The sequence below is a fragment of the Novosphingobium sp. genome (genome assembly GCF_036803765.1).
Lineage (GTDB): Bacteria > Pseudomonadota > Alphaproteobacteria > Sphingomonadales > Sphingomonadaceae > Novosphingobium.
Genome location: NZ_DAIRTS010000018.1, coordinates 1 through 21492, shown reverse-complemented (window position 1 = coordinate 21492; position 21492 = coordinate 1). Strand labels below are relative to the sequence as shown.

Genomic DNA, 21492 nt, shown 5'->3' with positions numbered 1-21492 from the left:
GGGACGTTATCCCCCGATGCCCGGAACAGCGGGCACGGCTTGCCCGAGGCTGCCGATCGCCCCCCCTGATCGCGCCTGCTCGACCTTTGCCGAAAACTGGCTGTCGTTGGTCGAAAGCAGTTGCGTGTGTAACGGACGCGGCGCAAGTTGCCGCCATTCCTGCAATGTCCTGAAAGGATGCCATGCGCGCCCTGCTTCTTGCCGCCACGATGCTGGCCGGCACTCTTGCCGCCAGCCCGGCCCTTGCCGCCGATCAGAAACCCGCCGATCAAGCTCCCGCCCTTCCCGCCGCAGCCGGCACCATGCCCGCCGGCAAGCTCGGCGACCAGGTCGTGCCCAAGGCCTATCGCCTCGACTTCAACCTCGATCCCGCGCAGCCGCACTTTTCGGGGCATACCGAGATCGACGTCACGGTGAACCAGCCGGGCCGTTACGTGTGGATGCACGGCCATGACCTGGCGGTTAAGCGCGTGGTCGCGACCGTCGGCGGCAAGACCGTGACCGGCACGTTCCAGCAGGTAGATCCCACCGGCGTCGCGCTGCTCACCTTCGCGCAACCCCTGCCCGCCGGGCCGGCGACGCTGGCCTTCGACTACGACGGCGCGTTCAACGACGGCCCGACCGGCCTCTTCCGCGTCCACGTCGGCGACCAGTGGTACAGCTGGAGCCAGTTCGAATCGATCGATGCGCGCTCGGCCTTCCCCTCGTTCGACCAGCCGGGCTTCAAGACGCCCTACACCGTCAGCATCACCACCCCCGCCGGCCAGCGCGCGGTGAGCAATGCCCCCGAGACGGCGACCGACACCAAGGGCAACCAGACCGTCCACCGCTTTGCCCAGACCCTGCCGCTGCCGAGCTATCTCGTCGCGGTGATGGCCGGGCCGTTCGCCGGCGTCGAGGGGGCGATCCCCGCAACGCCGCAGCGCGCCACCCCGCTGCCGCTGCGCGTGATCTCGACCCAGCCCAACGCCAAGAGCCTCGACTTCGCGCTCGAGAACACCAAGGGCATCGTCAGCCACCTCGAGAACTACTTCGGGCAGGCCTTCCCCTTCCCCAAGCTCGACCAGATCACCGCCCCGATCATGCCCGGCGCGATGGAAAATGCCGGCGCCGACCTCTACGAGGATTCGCTGCTCGTCCTCGACGACAAGGCCTCGACCGCGCAGAAGCGTGGCTTCGGCATGGTCGTCGCGCATGAACTCGCGCACCAGTGGTTCGGCGACATGGTCAGCCCGGCGTGGTGGGACGACATCTGGCTGAACGAAAGTTTCGCCAACTGGATGGGCTATCGCATCGGCAACGAATGGCGCCCCGATCTCAACATCGGCGCCGGTGCGCTGGCCGAAGGCTTCTCGGCGATGGGCACCGACGCGCTGCTCGCCGGCCGCCCGATCCACCAGCCGATCACCACCAACAGCCAGATCGACGCCGCCTTCGATACGATCACCTACGGCAAGGGCGGGCACGTCGTGGCGATGATCGCCGCGTTCATGGGCGACACCAAGTTCCGTGACGGCGTGCGCGGCTACATGGCCAAGCACCGCTACGGCAATGCCAGCACCGCCGACTTCTTCGGCGCCATGGCCGATGCCGCGGGCGATCCGCGCATCCTGCCCGCGATGCAGAGCTTCACCGACCAGCAGGGCGTGCCGCTGGTGACCTTCGCCCCCGCCGGCCAGGGCAAGTGGGCCGTGACACAGAGCCGCTACGTGCGCCTCGGCACCGTCGCCCCCGCACAGACCTGGGGCGTACCGCTGTGCCTGCGCCAGGGCGATGCGCGCCAGTGCACGCTGGTGGTCGACAAGACCGCGACCGTCGCGATTACCGGCAAGGGCGCGCTCGTGCCCAACGCCGGGGGCACCGGCTACTACCGCTTCGAACTGCCCGCCGCGCAGTGGAACGGCCTGATCGCACAAGGCGCCAGCCTGCCCAGCGGCGAGGCGCTCGCCACGATCGACAGCCTCGGTGCCAGCTTCCAGGCCGGACGCGCCAGCCCGGCCCAGCTCGTCGCCGCCGCGCGCAGCTTTGCCGCCAACCCCGACAGCTATGCCAGCGACCAGGCGACCGCGCTGCTCGTCAGTCTCGACGATCGCGGCTTCCTGACGCCGGCCGCGCATGAGGGCCTGCGCCGCCTGGTGCGTGAGGTCCGCGCGCCGCAGCTGGCCAAGCTAGGCTTCGATCCGCGCGCCGGTGCCTATGCCACCGACGACCCGGACAAGCAGGCGCGCCGCGTCTCGCTGGTTGCCGAAATGGCCGACGTGGCCGAGGACGCGGCCCTCGATGCGACGCTGACCAAGGCGGTCGACGCGATGATGGCGGGCGACGCCAAGGCGCTGGACCCGGCGTTCTACGGCAGCGCTTTCCGCGCCTGGCTCAAGCCGAACGGCCTTGCCGGGGCCAAGCGCCTGATGGAACTGGGCCTCTCGACCGAAGACCCGCTGCTGCGCCCCGCCGCGCTCGGCGCCGTCGGCCGCAGCAACGACCCCGCGGTCGCCAAGTGGCTGCTCGAGGAGTTCACCGACAAGCGTCTGCGCCAGAGCGAGAAGCTGAGCGGCACCGCCCGCGTCATCGCCTCGTCCAAGACGCGCGACTACGGCTATGCCTGGGCCAATGCCCACCTCGACACGCTGCTCGACAGCAGCGCCGGGATCTTCATGACCCGCGCGCTGCCGCAGGTGCTCAGCACGTTCTGCGCCGCCGACAAGGCCGACCAGTTCGCCGCGCTGCGCCCGCGCTTCGCCAACAAGTCGGGCGCGCTGGAGCTGGAGCGCACGATCGAACGCGTGAAGAGCTGCGCCGTCCTCAAGGACCAGCGCGCCGGGGCGCTCTCGGCCGAGCTTGCCAAGGTGAAGTGACCCCGAAGCGGGGGCGCGGGAGAGCATTCCCGCGCCCCTGTTTCCTTGCCGCACGGCCCTTCGACAGGCTCAGGGCGAACGGGATCTGTGGCGAGGCCTGGGTATGCACAAACATCCGTTCGTCCTGAGCTTGTCGAAGGACGCAAGCCCGTCCCATAACCCTTCCCTGGACGACGCCGGACGTCTCCACTGAGGCAAGGAGGGTTCATGGACATTCGCGAAGACGATCTCAGCCATCCGCAGACGATCGCGCTGCTGCGCCTCCACCTCGCCGGCATGCACGCCAACTCGCCACCCGGCCATGTCTTCGCGCTCGACCTGCCGGGCCTGAAGACCCCCGACATCACGGTATGGACGCTCTGGCGCGACGACCGCGCGCTCGGCATCGGCGCGCTCAAGCAGCTCGACGCGCAGGGCGGCGAAATCAAGTCGATGCGCACGCATCCCGAGGCCTTGCGCCAGGGTATCGCGGCGGCGCTGCTCGATCACATCATCGCAGAGGCGCGCACGCGTGGCCTGCGCAGGCTCAGCCTGGAGACAGGTTCGGGCCCTTCGTTCGAGCCGGCGCTTGCGCTGTATCGCCGCCGCGGGTTCACCAGCGGCCCGGCTTTCGGCGGGTACGAGGCCAGCGCCTTCAACCAGTTCCTGCATCTGCAGCTGGGGGCGTGAACGAACCCGGTCGCTTGCGCCCCCGCTCACCTCACAGCGGATTGCCGTCCTTGTCGCGATAGATCTCGCGCCGGCCGACGTGGTTGGCGGGGCCGACCAGGCCATCCTGCTCCATGCGCTCGATCCACTTGGACGCGGTGTTGTAGCCCACGCCCATCTGGCGCTGGATCCAGCTGGCTGAAGCCTTCTGGCTCTCGAACACCAGCTGGCAGACCTGGCGGTACTTGCGATCCTCGGGATTGTCCGCGCCGTCCAGCTCGTCGAAGCCGTAGGAGCCTTCCTCGGGCTCTTCGGTCACCGAATCGACGTAGTCGGGCTTGCCCTGCCCGCGCCAGTGGTCGGCCACGCGCTCGACTTCCTCGTCGCTGACGAAGGGGCCGTGAACGCGGCGGATCGGGTCGGTGCTCGGCTTGTAGAGCATGTCGCCCTTGCCCAGCAGCTGCTCGGCGCCCTGTTCGCCCAGGATCGTGCGGCTGTCGATGCGGCTGGTGACGGCGAACGAGATGCGGGTCGGCAGGTTGGCCTTGATGACGCCGGTGATGACGTCGACCGAGGGGCGCTGCGTTGCCATGATGAGGTGGATGCCCGCCGCGCGGCTCTTTTGCGAAAGGCGCTGGATCAGCACTTCGACTTCCTTGCCGACCGTTACCATGAGGTCGGCGAGTTCGTCGACGATGACCACGATCTGCGGCAGCACCTGGTATTCGAGCTGCTGCTCCTCGAACAGCTCCTCGCCGGTTTCGGGATCGAACCCGACCTGGATGCGCCGCCCCAGTGGCTTGCCCTTGGCCTGGGCCGCGCGCACCTTGTCGTTGAAGCCCGAGAGGTTGCGCACGCCGATCGAGGACATCTGGCGATAGCGCCGCTCCATTTCCTCGACCGCCCATTTCAGCGCACGCACCGCCTTGGCGGGTTCGGTCACCACCGGCGAGAGCAGGTGCGGAATGTCGTCGTAGGACTTGAGCTCGAGCACCTTGGGATCGACGAGGATCAGGCGGCACTGCGCGGGCGTCAGGCGATAGAGCAGCGACAGGAGGATCGCGTTGAGCCCGACCGACTTGCCCGAGCCGGTGGTACCCGCGACCAGCAAGTGCGGCATGGTGGCGAGGTCCGCCACGATCGGCTCGCCCGCGATGTCCTTGCCCAGGATGATCGGCAGCAGGCCCTTGGCGTTGACGAACTTGTCGCAGCCGACCAGCTCGCGGAACGAGACCATGTCGCGCACCTGGTTGGGCAGCTCGATGCCCATGACCGTGCGTCCGGGAATGGCGGAGACGCGCGCCGATACCGCGCTCATGTTGCGCGCGATGTCGTCGGCGAGGCCGATGACGCGGCTGGCCTTGATGCCGGGGGCCGGCTCCAGCTCGTACATCGTCACCACCGGGCCGGTGCGGACCGCGGTGATCTCGCCCTTCACGTTGAAGTCGTCGAGCACGTTCTCGAGCAGGCGCGCGTTGCGCTCGAGCGCGAGCTTGTCGATCTTGGGCTGGGCGCTGGCCTGCACTTCCTCGAGCAGCTCGATCGCGGGCAGCGCGAACTTGTCGAACAGGTCGGTCTGGCGGGCGGCGGCCTTGGCGGCGACGGGCGCCGGGCTGCGCTGCGGATCGCTGATCTCGGTCGGGCGGCGGGGCGCTGCGGCATCGGCGGGAATCGCCGGGCCACGGGTATCGAACGGCACGTCGTCCGCCCCGTCGATGTCCTCGTCCTCGTCGTCGGACAGGAGATCGGCGGCGGCGGCGGCCTTGGCCTTGGGCGCGCGGCGCTGGCGGGCGGGACGATCGGCTTCATCGTCGTCATCCGCAGCGCGGCGGCGCAGGACACCGGGCACGCTGAGCAGGCGGCGCCAGTCGAGCGCGAAGACGCGGGCGGCGACGAACAGCCCCGCCCCGAGCGCCACCGCGGCAAGGACCAGGATGATCCAGCCCTCGGCCGGCGGCACGAAATGAGCGAGGCCGCGAATCGCACTCGCGCCCAGCAGGCCGGTCAGCCCGCCGAAGCCCGCGGGCAGGCTCCCGCCGCGCCCATTGAAGGCCAGGGCCAGCGCGGTCCCGAGCAGGATCATCGCCACGATCAGCCCGAGCGCGAGGCGCCACCAGACAGGATCGGTCGGGGCGGCGTCGTCGGCATCGGCATCCACCTGGTCGGCCGCGTCCCAGGTCCGCCGCGCAAAGACGAACAGCAGCGGCACCAGCAACGCGCCGGGCAGGCCGAAAGTGACCAGCACGCGATCGGCCGCCCAGGCACCGGGCAGGCCCATCCAGTTGTCCACCGGGCTGCCCGAGGCCGTGCTGCCCGAGGGATCGGTCTGGGTATAGCTCGCCAGCGCGAGCGCCAGGAACACCATGGCGCCGAACAGCACGCCGCCACCGATCAGCTCGACGCTGCGGCGCACGCTGCGCTTGAACACGGCGCGCCAGTTCGGCCGGGCGCGTGCCGGGGCGACGCCCGCACTGGTGCGATTGGGGGTGAGTGCCCGCGATGCCATGGTCTTGGTGTTTCCCTTCTGTCCCATCATCGCCGCTGGCGCGGGGGCGGTCAAGAATCCAGCGACAAGTGGCGGAAAGCGAATGGATTTTACGGGCAGAAGATACTCACGACAGCCCGTCGATCGCCGCCCAGCCGTGGACCGGCAACCGCCGCGCCCGTGCCCGCGTCATCCCGCCCAGCGCCAGCACCGGCAGCGGGCACACCTGCGCGAGCAGCAGGAAGCGCACCGGGCCCAATGTCCTGCCGTCCGGATGGCTGCGCGTGGCATGGACGGGCGACAGCAGCACGGCATCGGCGCGCGCGCGCACCGCATCGGCGATCTCGCGCAGCGAATGCGCGGTCGCCAGTCTGAGGCCGCCCCGCCCCGCGCCCTGCGCCCGGCCCAGCCGCGCTGGCGCGGCATAGCAGCCTTGCGCGCCCGGCCCGCATGGCTTGCCCGCCAGGACCAGGCGCACACCATGCGCGCGTGCCAGCCGGCGCAAGGCCGCCCAGCGGGCACGGCGCGCGGGGGCATCGAGATGATAGTGCCGGAACACCAGCGCGCTGCCCGCCGGCAAGCGCGCCAGCGCACGATCAAGCGCCGCATCGTTGCGCGCGTCGCTCAAAAGGACCAGCCGGGGCAGATCAGCCCCGCGAATGCCCCGCCGGCCAGGGTAGCGCTTTGCCATCGCCACGCTATAGCAGCGCGCCATGACCGGACCAGAGCAAACCCCCGACCCTGTCGCAGCCCGCCCGCTCGACTCGTTTTCCGCGTCGGCCGAACCGCTGGCCGCGATCCGCGATCGCATCGCGCAGGCCGCGCGCATCGCGCAGCGACGCCCCGAGGACGTCACGCTGGTCGCGGTCTCCAAGACGCACCCGGCCGAGGCCATCCGCCCGCTGATCGCCGCCGGCCAGCGCGCGTTCGGCGAGAACCGCGTGCAGGAGGCCGAAGCCAAGTGGGCGCCGCTGCGCGAGGAACATGCAGGGCTCGACCTGCATCTCGTCGGCCAGCTCCAGTCGAGCAAGGCCGAGGACGCGGTGCGCCTGTTCGACTGCATCCACTCGCTCGACCGGCCCTCGCTGCTGACCGCGCTGGCCCGCGCGATGGACAAGGCCGGGCGCCGCGTGCCGCTGTTCGTCCAGGTCAACATCGGTGCCGAGGACCAGAAGGGCGGCTGCGCTATCGCCGACCTTCCCGCCCTGCTCGGCGAGGCGCGTAGTGCGGACCTGCCGGTGATCGGGCTGATGTGCGTGCCCCCCGCCGGGATCGAGGCCGCGCCGTTCTTCGCGCTGCTCGACCAGCTGGCGCGCGACCATGGTCTTGCCGGTCTGTCGATGGGCATGAGCGACGATTTCGAGACCGCGATCCAGCTCGGCGCCACGCATGTGCGAGTGGGATCGGCGCTGTTCGGCCATCGCGCCTGACCACCCGCGCAACGCGCACCCATAGGGGCTAATCCGCAGGTCCGCGTTCAGCCGCATCGATGATGCAGCTGCTAAACCCGCGCCCATCATCGCAAAGGCTGCCCTGCATCGCGCGCGGCCTGGGCCAGACGGTCTGGCCACGCGAAGGAGCGGGTCGGGCGTGATCAAGAGGCTGAAGCTGTTCCGGCGAATGCGCGTATCGGCGTCTCGCACGCAGGCGCGCCGTCGCTTCGGCACGATGTACCTGGGCGCAGTGGCGATGCAGGGTGCCTCGATCCTCGTGATCGCGTTGCACGGCCGCATCGAGGCGCACGCCTCCGACAATAGCGAGCTTCTGCTCCTGGTCTCGCTCGCGCTGCAGGTCGCGGTCGTCGCCTGCCTCGTGGTGTTTCGCGCCATCCTCATTGCCAAGCACGATCACGAACAGCACATGCGCGCCGATTCGGAAGAAGCCCGGCGCCGCACCGCCGAACTGTTCACGATGACCGACATGCTCCAGGCCGCCGAGACCAACGACGAGGCCGCCGCCGTGCTGATGGTGACGGCCCGCCGCCTGCTGCCCGGCCACGGCGCCGCGCTCTATGTGCTCAACAGCGCGCGCGACCGCCTCGATCTTGCGCGCAGCTGGGACATGCCGGGCGAGCATATCGAGCACGGCGGGCTGGCGCCGGGCGACTGCTGGGCGATCCGCCGGGGCAAGACTCACCTCAACGCGCCCGACGAAGGCGGCCTGTGCTGCGCGCATCACAACGGCTACAACAGCGCGCTGGAAATCCCGCTGATGGCGGGTGGCCACGTCCAGGGGCTGCTGATCATCACCAACGAGGGGGCCCTGCACCGCGGCGAGGTGGAGGACGGCACCACGATCACCAGCAAGCTGGGCCAGGCACTTGCCGATTCGATGTCACTGGCGCTGTCCAACATCGCGCTGCGCGACAAGCTGCGGGTCCAGTCGCTGCGCGATCCGCTCACCGGCCTCTACAACCGGCGGTACATGGAGGATACGCTCGAGCGCTTCCTCGCGCTCGCCAGCCGCGGCGGCGGTTCCACCGCGGTCATCATGATCGACCTCGACAACTTCAAGGCGCTCAACGACGATTACGGCCATGCCAAGGGCGACGCGGTGCTGCGCGACGTGTCCGCCCAGATCATCGGCGCGCTGCGGCCCGCCGACGTCGTCTGCCGCTATGGCGGGGAGGAGATCGTCGCGATCCTGCCCGATTGCCCGCTCGACGATGCCGCCAGCAAGGCCGAGCAGATCCGTCTGCGCATCCACGGGCTGAGCGAGGCGCACGGCTGCGCGATCAGCGCCTCGATCGGCGTCTCGGCCCTGCCCGAGACATCGGCACGCGGCGAGGAACTGATCCCTGACGCCGATGCCGTGCTCTACATGGCCAAGGCCTCGGGCAAGAACCGCGTCATCGTGGCCGAGCGCATCATGCCGCGCGTCGGAGTGGCCCGGATCGGCGCCGTCGGCTGACTGGGGGTCCAGGCCGCATCATGCTGGAACGGGTCCAGCGGGACCCCCCTGAGTTCACAAACGAAGTGCAACACCTCAGACAGGTGCTGCCATGTCGAGATACACCCAGCTTTCGCTTGAGGAGCGATGCTCGATTGCCCGGCTTCGCGAAGCCGGGCAATCGATCCGGCAAATCGCTGCAACTCTGGATCGCCAGCCGTCGACCATCGCCCGCGAACTGAAGCGCAACACCGGCAACCGGATCGGCTACCAGCCCGCCTATGCCCAAGCGCAAACCTCGGCCCGGCGCTGGACTGGAAGTCGGCTCGAACGCGACGAAGACTTGCGCGATGCCGTGCTCGCTCGCCTCTCCGCTGGTTGGTCACCCGAGCAGATCGCCGGACGCTTCGAGCGCGAAGAAGGGCGCAAGGTCATCAGCCACGAGACCATCTACCGCTTCGTCTACGCCCAGCTCAAACGCACCAACGATACCAAATGGCGGCTCTACCTGCCTCGCGCCAAGATCAAGCGAGGCTGGCGCACTAAGGGCGGATGGCCGCGAACCCACGGAAAATGCTCGATCCATGAGCGACCGCCCGACATTGCATCTCGCCAGATCCCTGGCCACTGGGAGGCCGACTGCATGCTCTTCCGTACGCCAGGCCCCGCGTTCCTTATCGCTCACGAGCGCCACTCACGGATTACCCTGGCTATCCCCCAGCCACGCCTCAAGGCGCAAACTGTCGCCGAATGCCTCACCCGCCTGCTCGAACCGCTCGCGCCCGAACTGCGCCAGTCCATCACCTTCGACAATGGCGGCGAATTCTACCGCCACCACCTACTGGCCAGCCAACTCGGCATCCATACCTACTTCTGCGATCCGCGAGCCCCGTGGCAGAAAGGCGGTGTCGAAAACGCCATCGGCCGCCTTCGCCGCGCCCTCCCCACCAAAACAAATCCCACCGAGTTGCTCCCACAGCAACTCGATGCCATCCTCGCCAACTACAACAACACACCCAGAAAATGCCTCGGCTTCAAAACCCCAGCCGAAACATTCAACCTGTTGCACTTCGGATGTGAATCCACACCCGGATCAAGTCCGGGGTGACGGGAAGTGTACGACCCTAGTTTTTCCTTCGTCACCCCGGACTTGATCCGGGGTCCCACTTTTTCGCTTATCGTACGCCGCTGGTCCGACCGGCGGACCTGGGGACCATCAGGCGCCGGCGTGGCGCTTCAGTTCGTCGCCGACCAGGGTGACGACATGCAGCAGGTTGGTCGCGCCCGGCGTGCCGAAGGGAACGCCGGCCAGGGCCACCAGCTTCGATCCGGCAGTGCCGAAGTCGTGGCGTAGCGCCATGCGCTTGCCCTTGGCGATCATTTCCTCGAAGCTGCCGATGTCCTTGGTGTTCACCGCATGGGCGCCCCACAGCAGGCCGACCTTGCGCGCGGTCTTGAGGCTGGGCGTCAGCACCAGCATCGGCACGCCCGCGCGTTCGCGCGCCACGCGGCGCGCGGTCGAGCCCGAGCCGGTGAACACGATGATGCCCGAGATCGGCAGCGTCTCGGCGATCGAGGCGCAGGCCTGGGCCAGCGCGTCCGACGTGGTGGGATCGGGCAGCGTCTCGATGAAGTGGACGCGCGCGGCATAGCCGGGGTCGCTTTCCACCTGCACCGCGATGCGGTTCATGATCGACACGGCTTCCTCGGGCCAGGCGCCGGCCGCGGTTTCGGCCGAGAGCATGACCGCGTCGGCCCCGTCGTAGACCGCGTTGGCGACGTCGGACACTTCGGCGCGCGTCGGCGTCGGCGCCTCGATCATCGATTCGAGCATCTGCGTGGCGACGACCACCGGCTTGCCCTGGCGGCGTGCCGACTCGACGATGCGCTTCTGCAGCGGCGGCACTTCCTCGGGGTTGAGCTCGACGCCGAGATCGCCGCGCGCGACCATGATGCCGTCCGACAGCTCGACGATCTCTTCGAGGCGCGAGATCGCCGCCGGCTTCTCGATCTTGGCCATCAGCGCGCCATATCCGCCCATCAGGCGGCGCGCCTCGGCGACGTCCTCGGGGCGCTGCACGAACGACAGCGCGATCCAGTCGGCGCCGTGCTCCACCGCAAAGGCGAGGTCGCGACGATCCTTGTCGGTCAGCGCCGGCACCGGCACCACCGCATCGGGGACGTTGACGCCCTTGCGATCCGAGATCACCCCGCCGACTTCGGCCGAGCAGAGGATGGAATCGGCCTCGGCACGGATCACGCGCAGGCGCAGCTTGCCGTCGTCGATCAGCAGGCGCTGGCCCTTTTGCAGGATGCCGAACAGTTCGGGATGCGGCAGGCACACACGCGTCTCGTCACCCGGCTCGGGATTGCGGTCGAGGGTAAAGTGCCCCGAATGGCGGATGACCGCGCGGCCTTCCTTGAACGTGCCGACGCGCAGCTTGGGCCCCTGGAGGTCGCACAGCACCGTGATCGGGCGCTGCATCTTTTCCTCGAGCGCGCGGATGTTGGCGATGGTTTCGGCATGGATCGCATGCTCGCCATGGCTCATGTTGACGCGGAAGGCGTCGGCGCCGGCGCGGAACAGCTTCTCGAGCATTTCCGGGGAGCGGCTGGCAGGCCCCACCGTGGCGAGGATCTTGACCTTGCGATCGCGCTTGTCAGGCTGGGCCACGGTGCGAAAACTCCTTTTAAACGTCACGAAACCGGCAGACTTTCGGCTGTGTTGCGCTATGGCCCATGGACCGCCAAAACCCAAGGCATGATGACAATGGATACGAATTACCCCGCAGCCGGTGCCGACCGGAGCGATACCCCCGACGCCCTCGATACCATCGACGATGCGGTCGCCGCAGCCGCATTCCGCCGGCTCGTGCGTCATCTGCGACACCGCCACGATGCGCAGAACATCGACCTGATGGGTCTTGCCGGATTCTGCCGCAATTGCCTGGCGGACTGGATCGTCGATGCCGGCGCGCCGCTCGACAAGGCCGCCGCGCGCGAGGCGATCCACGGGCTGCCCGCAGCCGAGTGGAAAAGCCGCTACCAGACCGAGGCGACGCCCGAGCAACTGGAACGCATGGCGCAGAGCGTGGCCAGGAACGATCACTGACCGCAAGCGGCCGCGCCGCGCCAAGGTTATCCCGCATCTATCCACAGCCCCCGCTTTGCCCGAATCCGACGGGGCCGCTATCAGCGCGCCCCTGATCCGTTCACGCGGACCCCGTTTCACCAGTTTTTTTCGGGAGTGACCCATGGCCGACGCCGCCGACGACCGCCTGCGCCTGTTGATCGAACGCATCGAGCGTCTCGAGGAAGAAAAGAAGGGCATCGGCGATGACATCAAGGACGTTTACAGCGAGGCCAAGGCCGCGGGCTACGACGCCAAGATCATGCGCCAGATCGTCCGCCTGCGGAAGATGAAGCCCGACGACCGCCGCGAGATGGAAGCCATCCTCGACGTGTACAAGAACGCCTTGGGCATCGACTGATACAGGGTGGATCCGGCGGGCTGCCGGTCGCGGCAGCCCGGTCCCGCTTGACTCATGGTGCGCATCTGTTAAGTGCGCCACCCGAACGGCAGCCCCGGCTGTCGCTCATCCGTCCGAGACCGTCGGAGCGCCCCTTGGGCGCTTAAACTTTTCCGACCTAGGCGGGGAAACGAGATTTCACGGCCGCGCGGCTTTCCGTCACTTCGGAAATTCGTGGCGCCCCTCGCGCTTCGGCGCACCTCCTTCCCTTGTCGCAACGGACTCGCCTGTGGCCCTGACCGGCCATGGACAAACGTAGCCGGCTGCACGCCAGGGTTCGCCCCAGCTGCAGCCATTGTGAAGGAGTAAGGCATGGATCGTTCGCAAAAAGCCGATTCGGTCGCTTTCCTCAACGACCTCGTGAGCGGTTCGGGTGCGGTCATCGTCACTCGCAACCTCGGCATGACGGTGGCCCAGTCCACCGCCCTGCGCACGAAGATCCGCGAGGCGGGTGCGACCTACAAGGTTGCGAAGAACCGTCTTGCCAAGCTTGCCATCCAGGGCACCGACTACGAAGGCATTGGTGATTTCTTCACCGGGCCGACCGCCATCGCTGCCTCGGCTGATCCCGTCGCCGCCGCCAAGGTGATCGTCGAGTTCGCCAAGACCACCGACAAGATCGAAATCGTCGGTGGCGGGATGGGTTCGCAGGTTCTCAACCCCGATGGTGTCAAGGCTCTCGCCACGATGCCCTCGCTGGACGAACTGCGCGCCAAGCTTATCGGTCTCGTCATGGCACCGGCCACGAAGATCGCCCAGCTCACCACCGCTCCGGCGGCGAAGCTGGCCCGCGTCTTCAACGCCTATGCCGAGAAGGACGCGGCCTGAGCCGGTTCAATCGACTTTTGCCCGGTCGTACCGCATGTCGCGGGCATCGGGCGCCACACATTAACGGAGTGAAACATCATGGCTGACATCGCCAAGCTCGTTGAAGACCTGTCGCAGCTCACCGTTCTCGAAGCCGCTGACCTCGCCAAGGCCCTGGAAGAAGCATGGGGCGTGAGCGCCGCTGCTGCCGTGGCCGTGGCCGCTGCTCCCGCCGGTGAAGCCGCTCCGGCTGCCGAAGAGAAGACCGAATTCGACGTCATCCTGACCGGCGACGGCGGCAAGAAGATCCAGGTCATCAAGGAAGTCCGCGCGATCACCTCGCTCGGTCTGACCGAAGCCAAGGCCCTGGTCGAAGGCGCGCCGAAGGCCGTCAAGGAAGGCGTGTCGAAGGCTGAAGCCGAAGACATCAAGAAGAAGATCGAAGAAGCCGGCGGCACCGTCGAAATCAAGTAATCTTCTTCGGGTTCTTCCCGACGATAAGGAAAGGGGCGGCGCTGCAAGGCGTCGCCTTTTTTCATGAGTGGCGGGTGGCCGATGACACCACCCCGCCGTCTCCCGGCAGGGATCAGGTCAGTCGGGCGCGCGCCATGCGGGAAGCTGGCAACCCCAGCCTTCGCGATACGTGGCCGTCTGCGCCACGCCCATGGCGACATGCGCCGAAACGCTGTGCGCGGGCGCATCCTCGCTGAGCGTGACCGAGAAGCGCCCCTCGGGCACGTCCTTGTCGCAATCGCCCAGCGCGCGGCCGCCGACATAGCGGCACGAACAGGCGATGCGCGCGGCCCGTGCCGCCTCGATCCGCGCGGTGTCGTGGCTCGGGCGCCACAACAGCACATAACCACCGGCGCCCAGCAGGGCGAACACCACCACGATCAGCACCAGCCAGCGCACACGTCGCGGCCGCCGCGGCATGGGTGGCGGCAGTGATCCGTAACGGAGGGGATCTTCTGTGGGGGAACGGGGGTTCGTGGTTGCCATGTGCATTCGATCTGGTGGAAAGACGCGGGCAACCATGCGCCGGCCTCCGCGATTCCCTTTCCTGTGTCTTCGCCGGTTCGCCGGCCTTATCGCGCCGCTTGCGCTGGCACCAGCCTTGTTCGCCTGCTCCAGCCCGCCCGCCGGGCCGGCGCCGCTGTCCGAGGCCGCGCTGGGCGCGGTGATCGAGGATCCCGGCGTCGATCGCGAGCGCCTGGCCCGGGCGGTCGACGCGCTGTTCACAAAGGATCCCGGCACCGATTCCAGCGACGAGACCCGCGCGGTCATCGTCATGCGTGGTTCGCGCATCGTCGCGGAACGCTATGCCCCCGGCTATCACGAGAACACGCGCTTCGCCGGCGGAGCCATCGTGCGCAGCGTGACCGCGGTGATGATCGGCATGCTGGTCTCGGACGGGCGCCTGCGCCTCAACGAGACCGCGCCGGTCCCGGCCTGGCAGCGCCCGGGTGATCCTCGGGGCGAGATCACGCTGCGACACCTGCTGCAGATGCGCGCGGGCCTGCGCCAATCCGCCTCCGACGATGCGGCGATGCTGTTCGGCCCCGGGCGTGACGACATGGCCCGCGCCGCCGAGGACCAGCCGCTGGGCAGCGAGCCCGGTGCCCGCTTCCACGACAATGCGGCCGATGGCGTGATCCTGGCAGACCTTGCCGCGCGCGTCCTGGCGCCGGGCGGCGATGCCGAGGCGCGGCGGCGGGCGGTGGCGGAATACCTGCGCACGCGTCTGTTCGAGCCGGTGCAGATGCGCGGCGTGGTGCTGGCCTTCGATGCCCACGGCACAATGGACGGCGGCGCGATGATCGACGGCACCGCCCGCGATTTCGCGCGCTTCGGCGCCTTCCTGCGCAACCGCGGCGCTGTCCAGGGCGCGCAGCTCGTGCCGCGCCAGTGGATCGAGTTCATGGCCAGCCCCACCCCGCGCTCGCCACAATATGGCGCCGGCCTCTGGCTCAACCGTGGCGAGTCTGGCGGGCGCGGTGACGAGGCGGCGCGGCTTTTCCCCGATCGCGGGCCGCGCGACCTGATCGCGGCGCTCGGCAACGATGGCGAGGCCGTGCTGGCCAGCCCGTCGCGCCGCCTGGTGATTGTGCGCCTCGGCCGCGCCAGCGCCGCCGGGCAGAGCCGGCTGACCGACGAGCTGGCAGACCTCGCCGCGCTGTTCCGCTAGGCCGGGGCTTTCACCCCGTCTTGCGGAACACGGTATTCGAGACGCTCTGTAGTGGCAGGTCCATGCCGTGGATCGTTTCCGAATGCCCCAGCACGAGGTGGCCGCCGGGCCGCAAGTGCGTCGCGAGCCGGGCAACGACCGCAGCCTGTGCCGCCTTGTCGAAATAGATGAGGACGTTGCGGCAGAAGATCAGGTCCATCGCCTCCTCGACCGGATAGCGCGCGTCCATGAGGTTGACCCGCGCGAAGGCGAGCTTCTGGCGCAATGCGGGGACGACGCGCGCCTCGCGACGGCGCGGATCGCGCGCCATGGCAAAGTAGCGCGTGCGCTGTTGCGGCGGCACCGGCGCGATCGCCTCGACCGGGTAGATCCCGCGCCGTGCTTCCTCGAGGACCCGGGTGTCGATGTCGGTCGCCAGGATCGAGAAATCCTGGTCGCCACGCCCATCGATGAAGTCGGCCAGCACGATCGCCAGGGTATAGGCCTCCATGCCGGTCGAGGCCGCGGCACTCCAGCAGCGGATGTGCCGGCGCCCCTCACTGCGCAGGGCGGGCAGCACGGTGGACCGCAGATATTCGAAATGGCCGGGCTCGCGAAAGAAGTCGGTCTTGTTGGTCGTCACGGCATTGATGAATTCGACCAGCGCCTGCGCGTCCGCCTCGCCCGAGAGGATATGGTCGCAATAGGCATCGATGGTCGTGAAGCCCTCCTCGCGCACGCGGCGCAGCAGCCGCCCCTGGATCAGGTGCACCTTGGATTCGGGCATCCTGATCCCGGTCTGCGCCTCGATGAAGCTGGCGATCCGGCGGAAACGCAGGGGACTGATCGTGTCGTCCCCTGCGGCGCAATCCTGCGCTGCCTGGCGGTGTGGCATGGGTGGCTGACCGGGCTCGTACGCGATCACGCCACCGCGACGAAGTCATCGTCGTCGGCGTCGAACCCGCCCTTGGCAAAGTCACCCCGGCTCAAATCGCCTTGGCCGGCATCACCCTTGCCGAAATCCAGCGCGAAACCCCTCACGCGGCTTTGCTGATCGGCAACCGAGCCGGGTCGGCCAGAACCGCGCGAGGAGCGCGCCGGCACGGCCACGGCCGCTGCCCGTCGCGCCGGCGGCGCGCGATGCCGGGCATGCCCCCCGTCGACGCGGAAGAACGCGACGCTGGCCTGCAATTCCTCCGCTTGCGAGGCCAGCTCCTCGGCGGTCGCCGACATCTCCTCCGACGAGCCGGCATTGAGCTGCGTCACCTTGTCCAGTTGCTGGATCGCGCCATTGATCTGGCTCGTGCCGACATCCTGTTCACGGCAGGCGGCGCTGATCTCGGCGACGAGTTCGGAAGTACGGCGGATGTCGGGCACCAGCCGGGTGAGCATCTCGCCCGCCTCGATCGCCGCCTTGACCGTATCGGTCGACAGCGTGCTGATCTCGCTTGCCGCCACCTGGCTGCGCTCGGCCAGCTTGCGCACTTCCGACGCCACCACGGCGAAGCCGCGTCCATGCTCGCCCGCACGCGCAGCCTCGACCGCGGCGTTGAGCGCCAGCAGGTCGGTCTGCCGGGCAATCTCCTGCACGATCGAGATTTTGCCCGCGATCGTCTGCATGGCATCGACCGCCTTGGCCACCGCCGCGCCGCTGGCCTCGGCATCCTTGGCCGACTGGCGCGCGATCTTTTCGGTCTGCGCGGAATTGTCGGCGGTCTGCTTGATGTTGCCCGCCATCTCCTCGATCGCGCTCGAGGCTTCCTCGGTCGAGGCGGCCTGCTCGGTCGCGCCCTGCGACAGCGTTTCGGCCCCGGCGGCCATCTGCTGCGCGCCCGAGGCGACGTTGCCCGCGGCACCGGATACCCCGCCCATGACCGACGACAACTGGGCCACCATTTCGCGGGCCGCCGCCAGCAGGCTGTGGTCGTCGCCCTTGGCAGTGGCGATGCGCACGGTGAGGTCACCGGTGGCGATCTGCGCAATCACGTCGCGGGCATAATCGGGCTCGCCACCGATCTGGCGCAGGACCGAGCGCACGACCAGCACGGCCGCCCCGGTGCCGATCAGCAGCGCGGCGACGATCAGCACGATCGAAAGGGTGCGGGCATTCGTGTAGACGGATTGGGCCTCGGCGCGGGCGTTCGCTGAGCCGGTCGCGTTGAGCTCGACCAGCTTGACGAGGTCTTCCGACAAGCCGGTATAGATTTCATTGCTCGCGATCAGCGCGTCGAAGGCCTCCTTGTCCTTAAGCTCGCGCGACATGCGGATGAAGCCCGCATGCGCCTGCAGGTAGCGATCGAACTTTTCGGAGAACCGGTCGTAGATCGCCTTCTCGTCGGGCGAGGAAATGAGCTTCACATACCGCCCCCGCACGTCACCGATCTTCTTCAGCGTCTCGGCCATCTGCCCCTCGGCATTGGCCATCGCGGCGGGATCGTTGCTGGCAATGTGGAACAGCTCCTGCGCACGCAGGTCCGACGCGAGATTGTCGAGGCGATTGGTCGCATCGACGCTCGGCAGCCAGTTGTTGGCGATCTCGTCGGTCTGGTCGTAGATCGTGCCGAGGCTGTTGAGGCCCGCAGCCCCCAGCATGCCGGTCAGGAGCAGGACGGCGCCAAAGGCCGCTGCCAACTTCGTCTTCAGCGTCAGTTTCATCACCCGGTCCTTCTTCGCCGCGCCGCCAGGGGCGCGACATGAATGGACAGGGCGTAACGCAGCGCAGGCTAAAGCCGGGCTATCCGCCGATACCGCGTTTACGCGTATCGGCGCGATGCCGGGCGATCAGTTCGCCGGCGGGGTTGCGGGCTGTGTCCCCGCATCGCGTTCGCGGGCGAGGCGCGCCTCGTACTGCTTTTCCAGCTGCTCGACCCGGGCCTGCTCCTCGGCAGCGTCCTTGTCGATCGTGGTCAGACGCTTCTCGCGCTCGGCCTCGATCAACTTGCCGAACTGCACGTCGCTGCCCTGCTTCTTCTCGGCATAGGCCTGGTTGATCAGGCGCGTGGTGCAGCCGCTCGCCCCACCCGAACCGACCGGCGAGCACGAATTGATGCCGCTGGCGCCCACGGTTTCATAGGCCTTGACCCGGTCCGTCCAGGTCTGGTTGCGCGCATCGTTGGGATCCTCGCGCAGCGACTGCGGGATGCGGTAGCGTTCCTCCTCGCCCTTGCGCGCACAGACGGTGATCTGGCCTTCGGACGAGGCGGGGCACGGGTCGTCGCCATAGACGATGAGCTGGTTGACCTTCTCGTCGCTACGCACCGCGCCCTGATCGTCGGCAGGCTGCGTCACCGGCTGGCGGCTGCGGGCGGCTTGCGAAGGCGTTGCGGCGAGCATGGACAGTCCGAGCACGGCGGGCGCCAGAGCCACAAGGCGGAACGGCAGGGTGGCGGAACGCATCGTCGGGGGTCTCCAGCGCAAGAGCCTGAACATCCGCGGCTCTTGCCCGGCTATAAGCGGGCGCAGCCGTGAATGATAGATGAAGCGGCAACGCACCAGGGTTGGTGCCGGATCCGCCCAATGGGACTCGGCCGATCAGATCCGCTCGGACAGCTTGATCGCGGCGCGGCAGCCCAGGCGAATGGCATTGAACAGCAGCGGATAGGCCGGGGCCTGCTCGGCACCGGCGGCCAGCGCCGCATCGCGGTGCGCGCGCTCGTCGTCGCGGAATTCGCGAATCGTCTCGGCGAGTTCGGGGTCGCTGTCGCCCAGCACCTCGAGCTGCTCGGTGTAGTGGCGGTCGATCTCGGTCTCGATCGCGGCAGTGCAGGCCATGGCTGCCTTGGGACCGACCAGCGCCGTCGCCGCACCGAGCGCGAAACCCGCCATCGACCAGACCGGATGCAGCGCCGTCGGGCGCACGCCGCGCCGCGCCATCAGCGCATCGAAGCGGGCGCGGTGGTCGGCTTCCTGGCGCGCCATCTCGACGATCTCGGCCGAATCCGGGCCACGATCGCCCATCACCGCCAACTGGCCCTCGTAGATGCGGGTGGCGCCGAATTCCCCCGCCTGGTCGACGCGGATCATGCGGGCGGCGGCGGAGCGCGGATCGAGACGGGTGGTCATGGCATCAGGCTCCCTTGGCACGGGCTTTGGACAGCAGGCCGACGATGGCGAGCGCGGCAGGGACGGAGAACAGGAAATTGAGTCCCGCCATGCTCAGCCCCATCATCGTCCAGGCAGGCACGTCACAGCGCACCAGCGGCGCTGCCATGATGGCCGCGAGCGGATCGCCCTCGATCCTGGTCGACGAGCAGGTCGTCACGCCTTCCCACCAGTGGTATTCGACGCCGGCGTGATAGGCCCCGATCACGCCGCTGGCGAAGATGCCCAGCGCGGCGAGTGCGATCATCACGCGCCCCACCGGCGAGCCACGCAGGATGAAGCCGAGCAGGCCGAAGGCGATCGCGGCGATATGGCCGTAGCGCTGCCACCAGCACATTTCGCACGGCGGCAGGCCGAACCCGTATTGCGCGACAAGCGCCGTAGCCATAGCCACCAGCGGCACGCCGAGCGCGAGCATGCGGGCCAGTTCGAGCGATCCGTTGGGGCGCGTGGTCATGCCGCCACCTCAGCGCTTGCGCAGCGCGGCAAGCGCGCCCGGCGAGGTACGGCCCAGCGTCTGCACCGCGTAATAGAGCTGGAAATCGTCGATGCCCTTGGCCTTGAGCTCCTCGGGCGTCATCTTGAAGCGCGGATCGTCGATCTTGTCCTTCTCGAGGTCCTTGTCCTGCTTGATCTCGTTGATGAGATGGCGGCGCAGGTCGCTCTCGCGGTAGGAGCGCAGCGCGCGCTTGCGCAGGTCGGGATCGGAGATCTGCGGCACCGCGATGTCGGGGTCGATCCCGCCCTCCTGCACCGAGCGGCCCGAGGGCGTAAAGTACCGCGCCGTGGTCAGCTTGAGCGCGGCATCCTTGCCCAGCGGGATCAGCGTCTGGACGCTGCCCTTGCCGAAGCTGCGCTGGCCCATGATCAGCGCACGGTGCTGGTCCTGCAGCGCACCGGCAACGATCTCGGAGGCCGAGGCCGAGCCTTCGTCGATCAGCACGATCATCGGCAGCCCGCGCGCGACATCGCCCATGTGTGCCGAATAGATCTCGTTGTCCTGCGGATCGCGGCCGCGCTGCGACACGATCGTGCCCTTGTCGAGGAAATCGTCCGACAGCGATACCGCTTCCTCGAGCAGGCCGCCGGGGTTGCCTCGCAGATCGAGCACCACGCCGGCGAGGCGATTGCCCGCCTGCGCGCGGATCGCGGCGAAGGCCTGGGCCACTTGCGCGCCAACGTTCATGCTGAACGAGGAGACCGAGATGACGCCGACGTTGTCCTTGATCTTCCATTCGACCGGCTTCAGCTCGATCACGCGGCGGGTCAGGCTGAAGTCGAGCGGCTCGTCGCGGCCGGGGCGATAGACGGTCAGCTTGATCGCGGTACCGGGCGCGCCGCGCATCTGGTCGACCGCCTCGTCGAGCGAGCCGCCGTAGATCAGCTTGCCGTCGAGATGGGTGATATAGTCGCCCGCCTTGATCCCGCCGAGGTCGCCGGGGCTGCCCTTCATCGGCGCGATGACCTTGACCGCGCCGTCGTCGAGCGTGACGGACAGGCCAAGACCGCCATACGAGCCTTCGGTCTGGGTGCGCAGGTTCTCGAAGTCGCGCGCTTCCAGATAGGAGCTGTGCGGGTCGAGCGTCGCGAGCATGCCGTCGATCGCGCCCTTCATCAGCGTGTCGTCATTGACCGGCTCGACGTAGTTCGCCTTGATCTTCTCGTAGATCAGCGCGAGCTTGGCGAACTGCGGCCCGGTGCGCGCGTCCACCGCCGCCAGCCCGGCCGTCGCCAGCGGCAGCACCGCCACCGCAGAGACCAGCGCGGTGGCGCGCAACAGGGAGGCGAGCGGTCTGGCCATGATCGGTAAGGCACCTTCTTGAAAACAGGGTAGCACTGCGTACCACCTCGACCCGCTTCTATAGGGCACAAAGCCTGAACGCCAGATGGTCGCTCATGGATTTACGGGCAGGTGTGAACGGCAGCAGCGCGCGCTTTGTCGGCGCGGCCAAACTGGAACGCACGGCGCGGCCGGAAACAGCCGCCCCTCTCCCGCGCCACCCCTCCCGCAGC

General features: G+C 68.2%; 20 protein-coding genes. 10 read left to right on the top strand and 10 right to left on the bottom strand.

Features of this window, described 5'->3' with window-relative positions; all coding sequences use genetic code 11:
• The first annotated feature begins 182 nt into the window (after positions 1-182).
• Together V7Q48_RS12580 and V7Q48_RS12575 are read left to right on the top strand one after the other, a co-directional pair.
• Positions 183-2855: a M1 family metallopeptidase gene (locus tag V7Q48_RS12580; protein WP_333838544.1), complete on the top strand. Its 2673-nt coding sequence runs from the start codon at positions 183-185 to the stop codon at positions 2853-2855.
• A gap of 207 nt (positions 2856-3062) precedes the next feature.
• Positions 3063-3524: a GNAT family N-acetyltransferase gene (locus tag V7Q48_RS12575; protein WP_333838543.1), complete on the top strand. Its 462-nt coding sequence runs from the start codon at positions 3063-3065 to the stop codon at positions 3522-3524.
• Between the two features lie 31 nt (positions 3525-3555).
• On the opposite strand, the gene V7Q48_RS12570 is transcribed toward V7Q48_RS12575, so the two are convergent.
• Entirely contained in the window at positions 3556-6009 is a 2454-nt protein-coding gene (locus V7Q48_RS12570) for an FtsK/SpoIIIE family DNA translocase (RefSeq protein WP_333838542.1), read from the bottom strand.
• Positions 6010-6115: 106 nt separating this feature from the next.
• Complete coding sequence (locus V7Q48_RS12565; protein ID WP_333838541.1) at positions 6116-6703, bottom strand: thiamine phosphate synthase; 588 nt, start codon at positions 6701-6703, stop codon at positions 6116-6118.
• Between V7Q48_RS12565 and V7Q48_RS12560 the strand changes: the two genes are divergently transcribed.
• From V7Q48_RS12560 to V7Q48_RS12550, 3 genes are all read left to right on the top strand, one after another.
• Positions 6702-7418: a YggS family pyridoxal phosphate-dependent enzyme gene (locus V7Q48_RS12560; protein WP_333838540.1), complete on the top strand. Its 717-nt coding sequence runs from the start codon at positions 6702-6704 to the stop codon at positions 7416-7418. The two genes, V7Q48_RS12565 and V7Q48_RS12560, sit on opposite strands and share 2 nt — an antisense overlap.
• Before the next feature lie 160 nt (positions 7419-7578).
• The gene (locus V7Q48_RS12555) at positions 7579-8898 is read left to right on the top strand and encodes a GGDEF domain-containing protein (protein ID WP_333838539.1); all 1320 of its coding nucleotides are present in this window, start codon (positions 7579-7581) and stop codon (positions 8896-8898) included.
• A gap of 91 nt (positions 8899-8989) precedes the next feature.
• Positions 8990-9985, top strand: a complete 996-nt coding sequence (locus tag V7Q48_RS12550) for an IS30 family transposase (protein WP_333838538.1) — start codon at positions 8990-8992, stop codon at positions 9983-9985.
• Between the two features lie 108 nt (positions 9986-10093).
• On the opposite strand, the gene pyk is transcribed toward V7Q48_RS12550, so the two are convergent.
• Complete coding sequence (pyk, locus tag V7Q48_RS12545) at positions 10094-11551, bottom strand: pyruvate kinase (RefSeq protein WP_333838537.1); 1458 nt, start codon at positions 11549-11551, stop codon at positions 10094-10096.
• 90 nt (positions 11552-11641) lie between these two features.
• Here pyk and V7Q48_RS12540 point away from each other — a divergent pair, with 90 nt between their 5' ends.
• From V7Q48_RS12540 to rplL, 4 genes are all read left to right on the top strand, one after another.
• Positions 11642-11989 carry a DUF1244 domain-containing protein gene (locus V7Q48_RS12540; RefSeq protein ID WP_442947137.1) on the top strand — a complete coding sequence of 116 codons (348 nt, stop codon included), beginning with the start codon at positions 11642-11644 and terminating at the stop codon, positions 11987-11989.
• A 142-nt stretch (positions 11990-12131) separates the two neighbouring features.
• Positions 12132-12368, top strand: coding sequence for a DUF2312 domain-containing protein (locus V7Q48_RS12535; protein WP_333838536.1), 237 nt, complete (start codon positions 12132-12134; stop codon positions 12366-12368).
• Positions 12369-12719: 351 nt separating this feature from the next.
• Positions 12720-13235, top strand: a complete 516-nt coding sequence (gene rplJ, locus V7Q48_RS12530) for a 50S ribosomal protein L10 (RefSeq protein ID WP_333838535.1) — start codon at positions 12720-12722, stop codon at positions 13233-13235.
• A 78-nt stretch (positions 13236-13313) separates the two neighbouring features.
• On the top strand, positions 13314-13688 hold the full coding sequence (gene rplL / locus V7Q48_RS12525; protein WP_333838534.1) for a 50S ribosomal protein L7/L12: 375 nt from the start codon (positions 13314-13316) through the stop codon (positions 13686-13688).
• Between the two features lie 117 nt (positions 13689-13805).
• Here rplL and V7Q48_RS12520 read toward each other — a convergent pair whose 3' ends face one another.
• Positions 13806-14147, bottom strand: coding sequence for a hypothetical protein (locus tag V7Q48_RS12520; protein ID WP_333838533.1), 342 nt, complete (start codon positions 14145-14147; stop codon positions 13806-13808).
• Between the two features lie 181 nt (positions 14148-14328).
• On the opposite strand from V7Q48_RS12520, the gene V7Q48_RS12515 reads away from it, so the two are divergent.
• Positions 14329-15399, top strand: coding sequence for a serine hydrolase domain-containing protein (locus V7Q48_RS12515; protein WP_333838532.1), 1071 nt, complete (start codon positions 14329-14331; stop codon positions 15397-15399).
• 10 nt (positions 15400-15409) lie between these two features.
• Here V7Q48_RS12515 and V7Q48_RS12510 read toward each other — a convergent pair whose 3' ends face one another.
• From V7Q48_RS12510 to V7Q48_RS12485, 6 genes are all read right to left on the bottom strand, one after another.
• The gene (locus V7Q48_RS12510) at positions 15410-16273 is read right to left on the bottom strand and encodes a CheR family methyltransferase (RefSeq protein WP_333838530.1); all 864 of its coding nucleotides are present in this window, start codon (positions 16271-16273) and stop codon (positions 15410-15412) included.
• A gap of 26 nt (positions 16274-16299) precedes the next feature.
• Positions 16300-18033, bottom strand: coding sequence for a methyl-accepting chemotaxis protein (locus V7Q48_RS12505; protein ID WP_333838528.1), 1734 nt, complete (start codon positions 18031-18033; stop codon positions 16300-16302).
• Positions 18034-18159: 126 nt separating this feature from the next.
• The gene (locus V7Q48_RS12500) at positions 18160-18774 is read right to left on the bottom strand and encodes a hypothetical protein (protein WP_333838527.1); all 615 of its coding nucleotides are present in this window, start codon (positions 18772-18774) and stop codon (positions 18160-18162) included.
• A gap of 135 nt (positions 18775-18909) precedes the next feature.
• Complete coding sequence (locus V7Q48_RS12495) at positions 18910-19440, bottom strand: demethoxyubiquinone hydroxylase family protein (RefSeq protein WP_333838526.1); 531 nt, start codon at positions 19438-19440, stop codon at positions 18910-18912.
• A 4-nt stretch (positions 19441-19444) separates the two neighbouring features.
• Entirely contained in the window at positions 19445-19936 is a 492-nt protein-coding gene (locus V7Q48_RS12490) for a disulfide bond formation protein B (RefSeq protein WP_333838524.1), read from the bottom strand.
• 9 nt (positions 19937-19945) lie between these two features.
• Positions 19946-21280 carry a S41 family peptidase gene (locus V7Q48_RS12485; RefSeq protein WP_333838522.1) on the bottom strand — a complete coding sequence of 445 codons (1335 nt, stop codon included), beginning with the start codon at positions 21278-21280 and terminating at the stop codon, positions 19946-19948.
• Between the last annotated feature and the right edge of the window lie 212 nt (positions 21281-21492).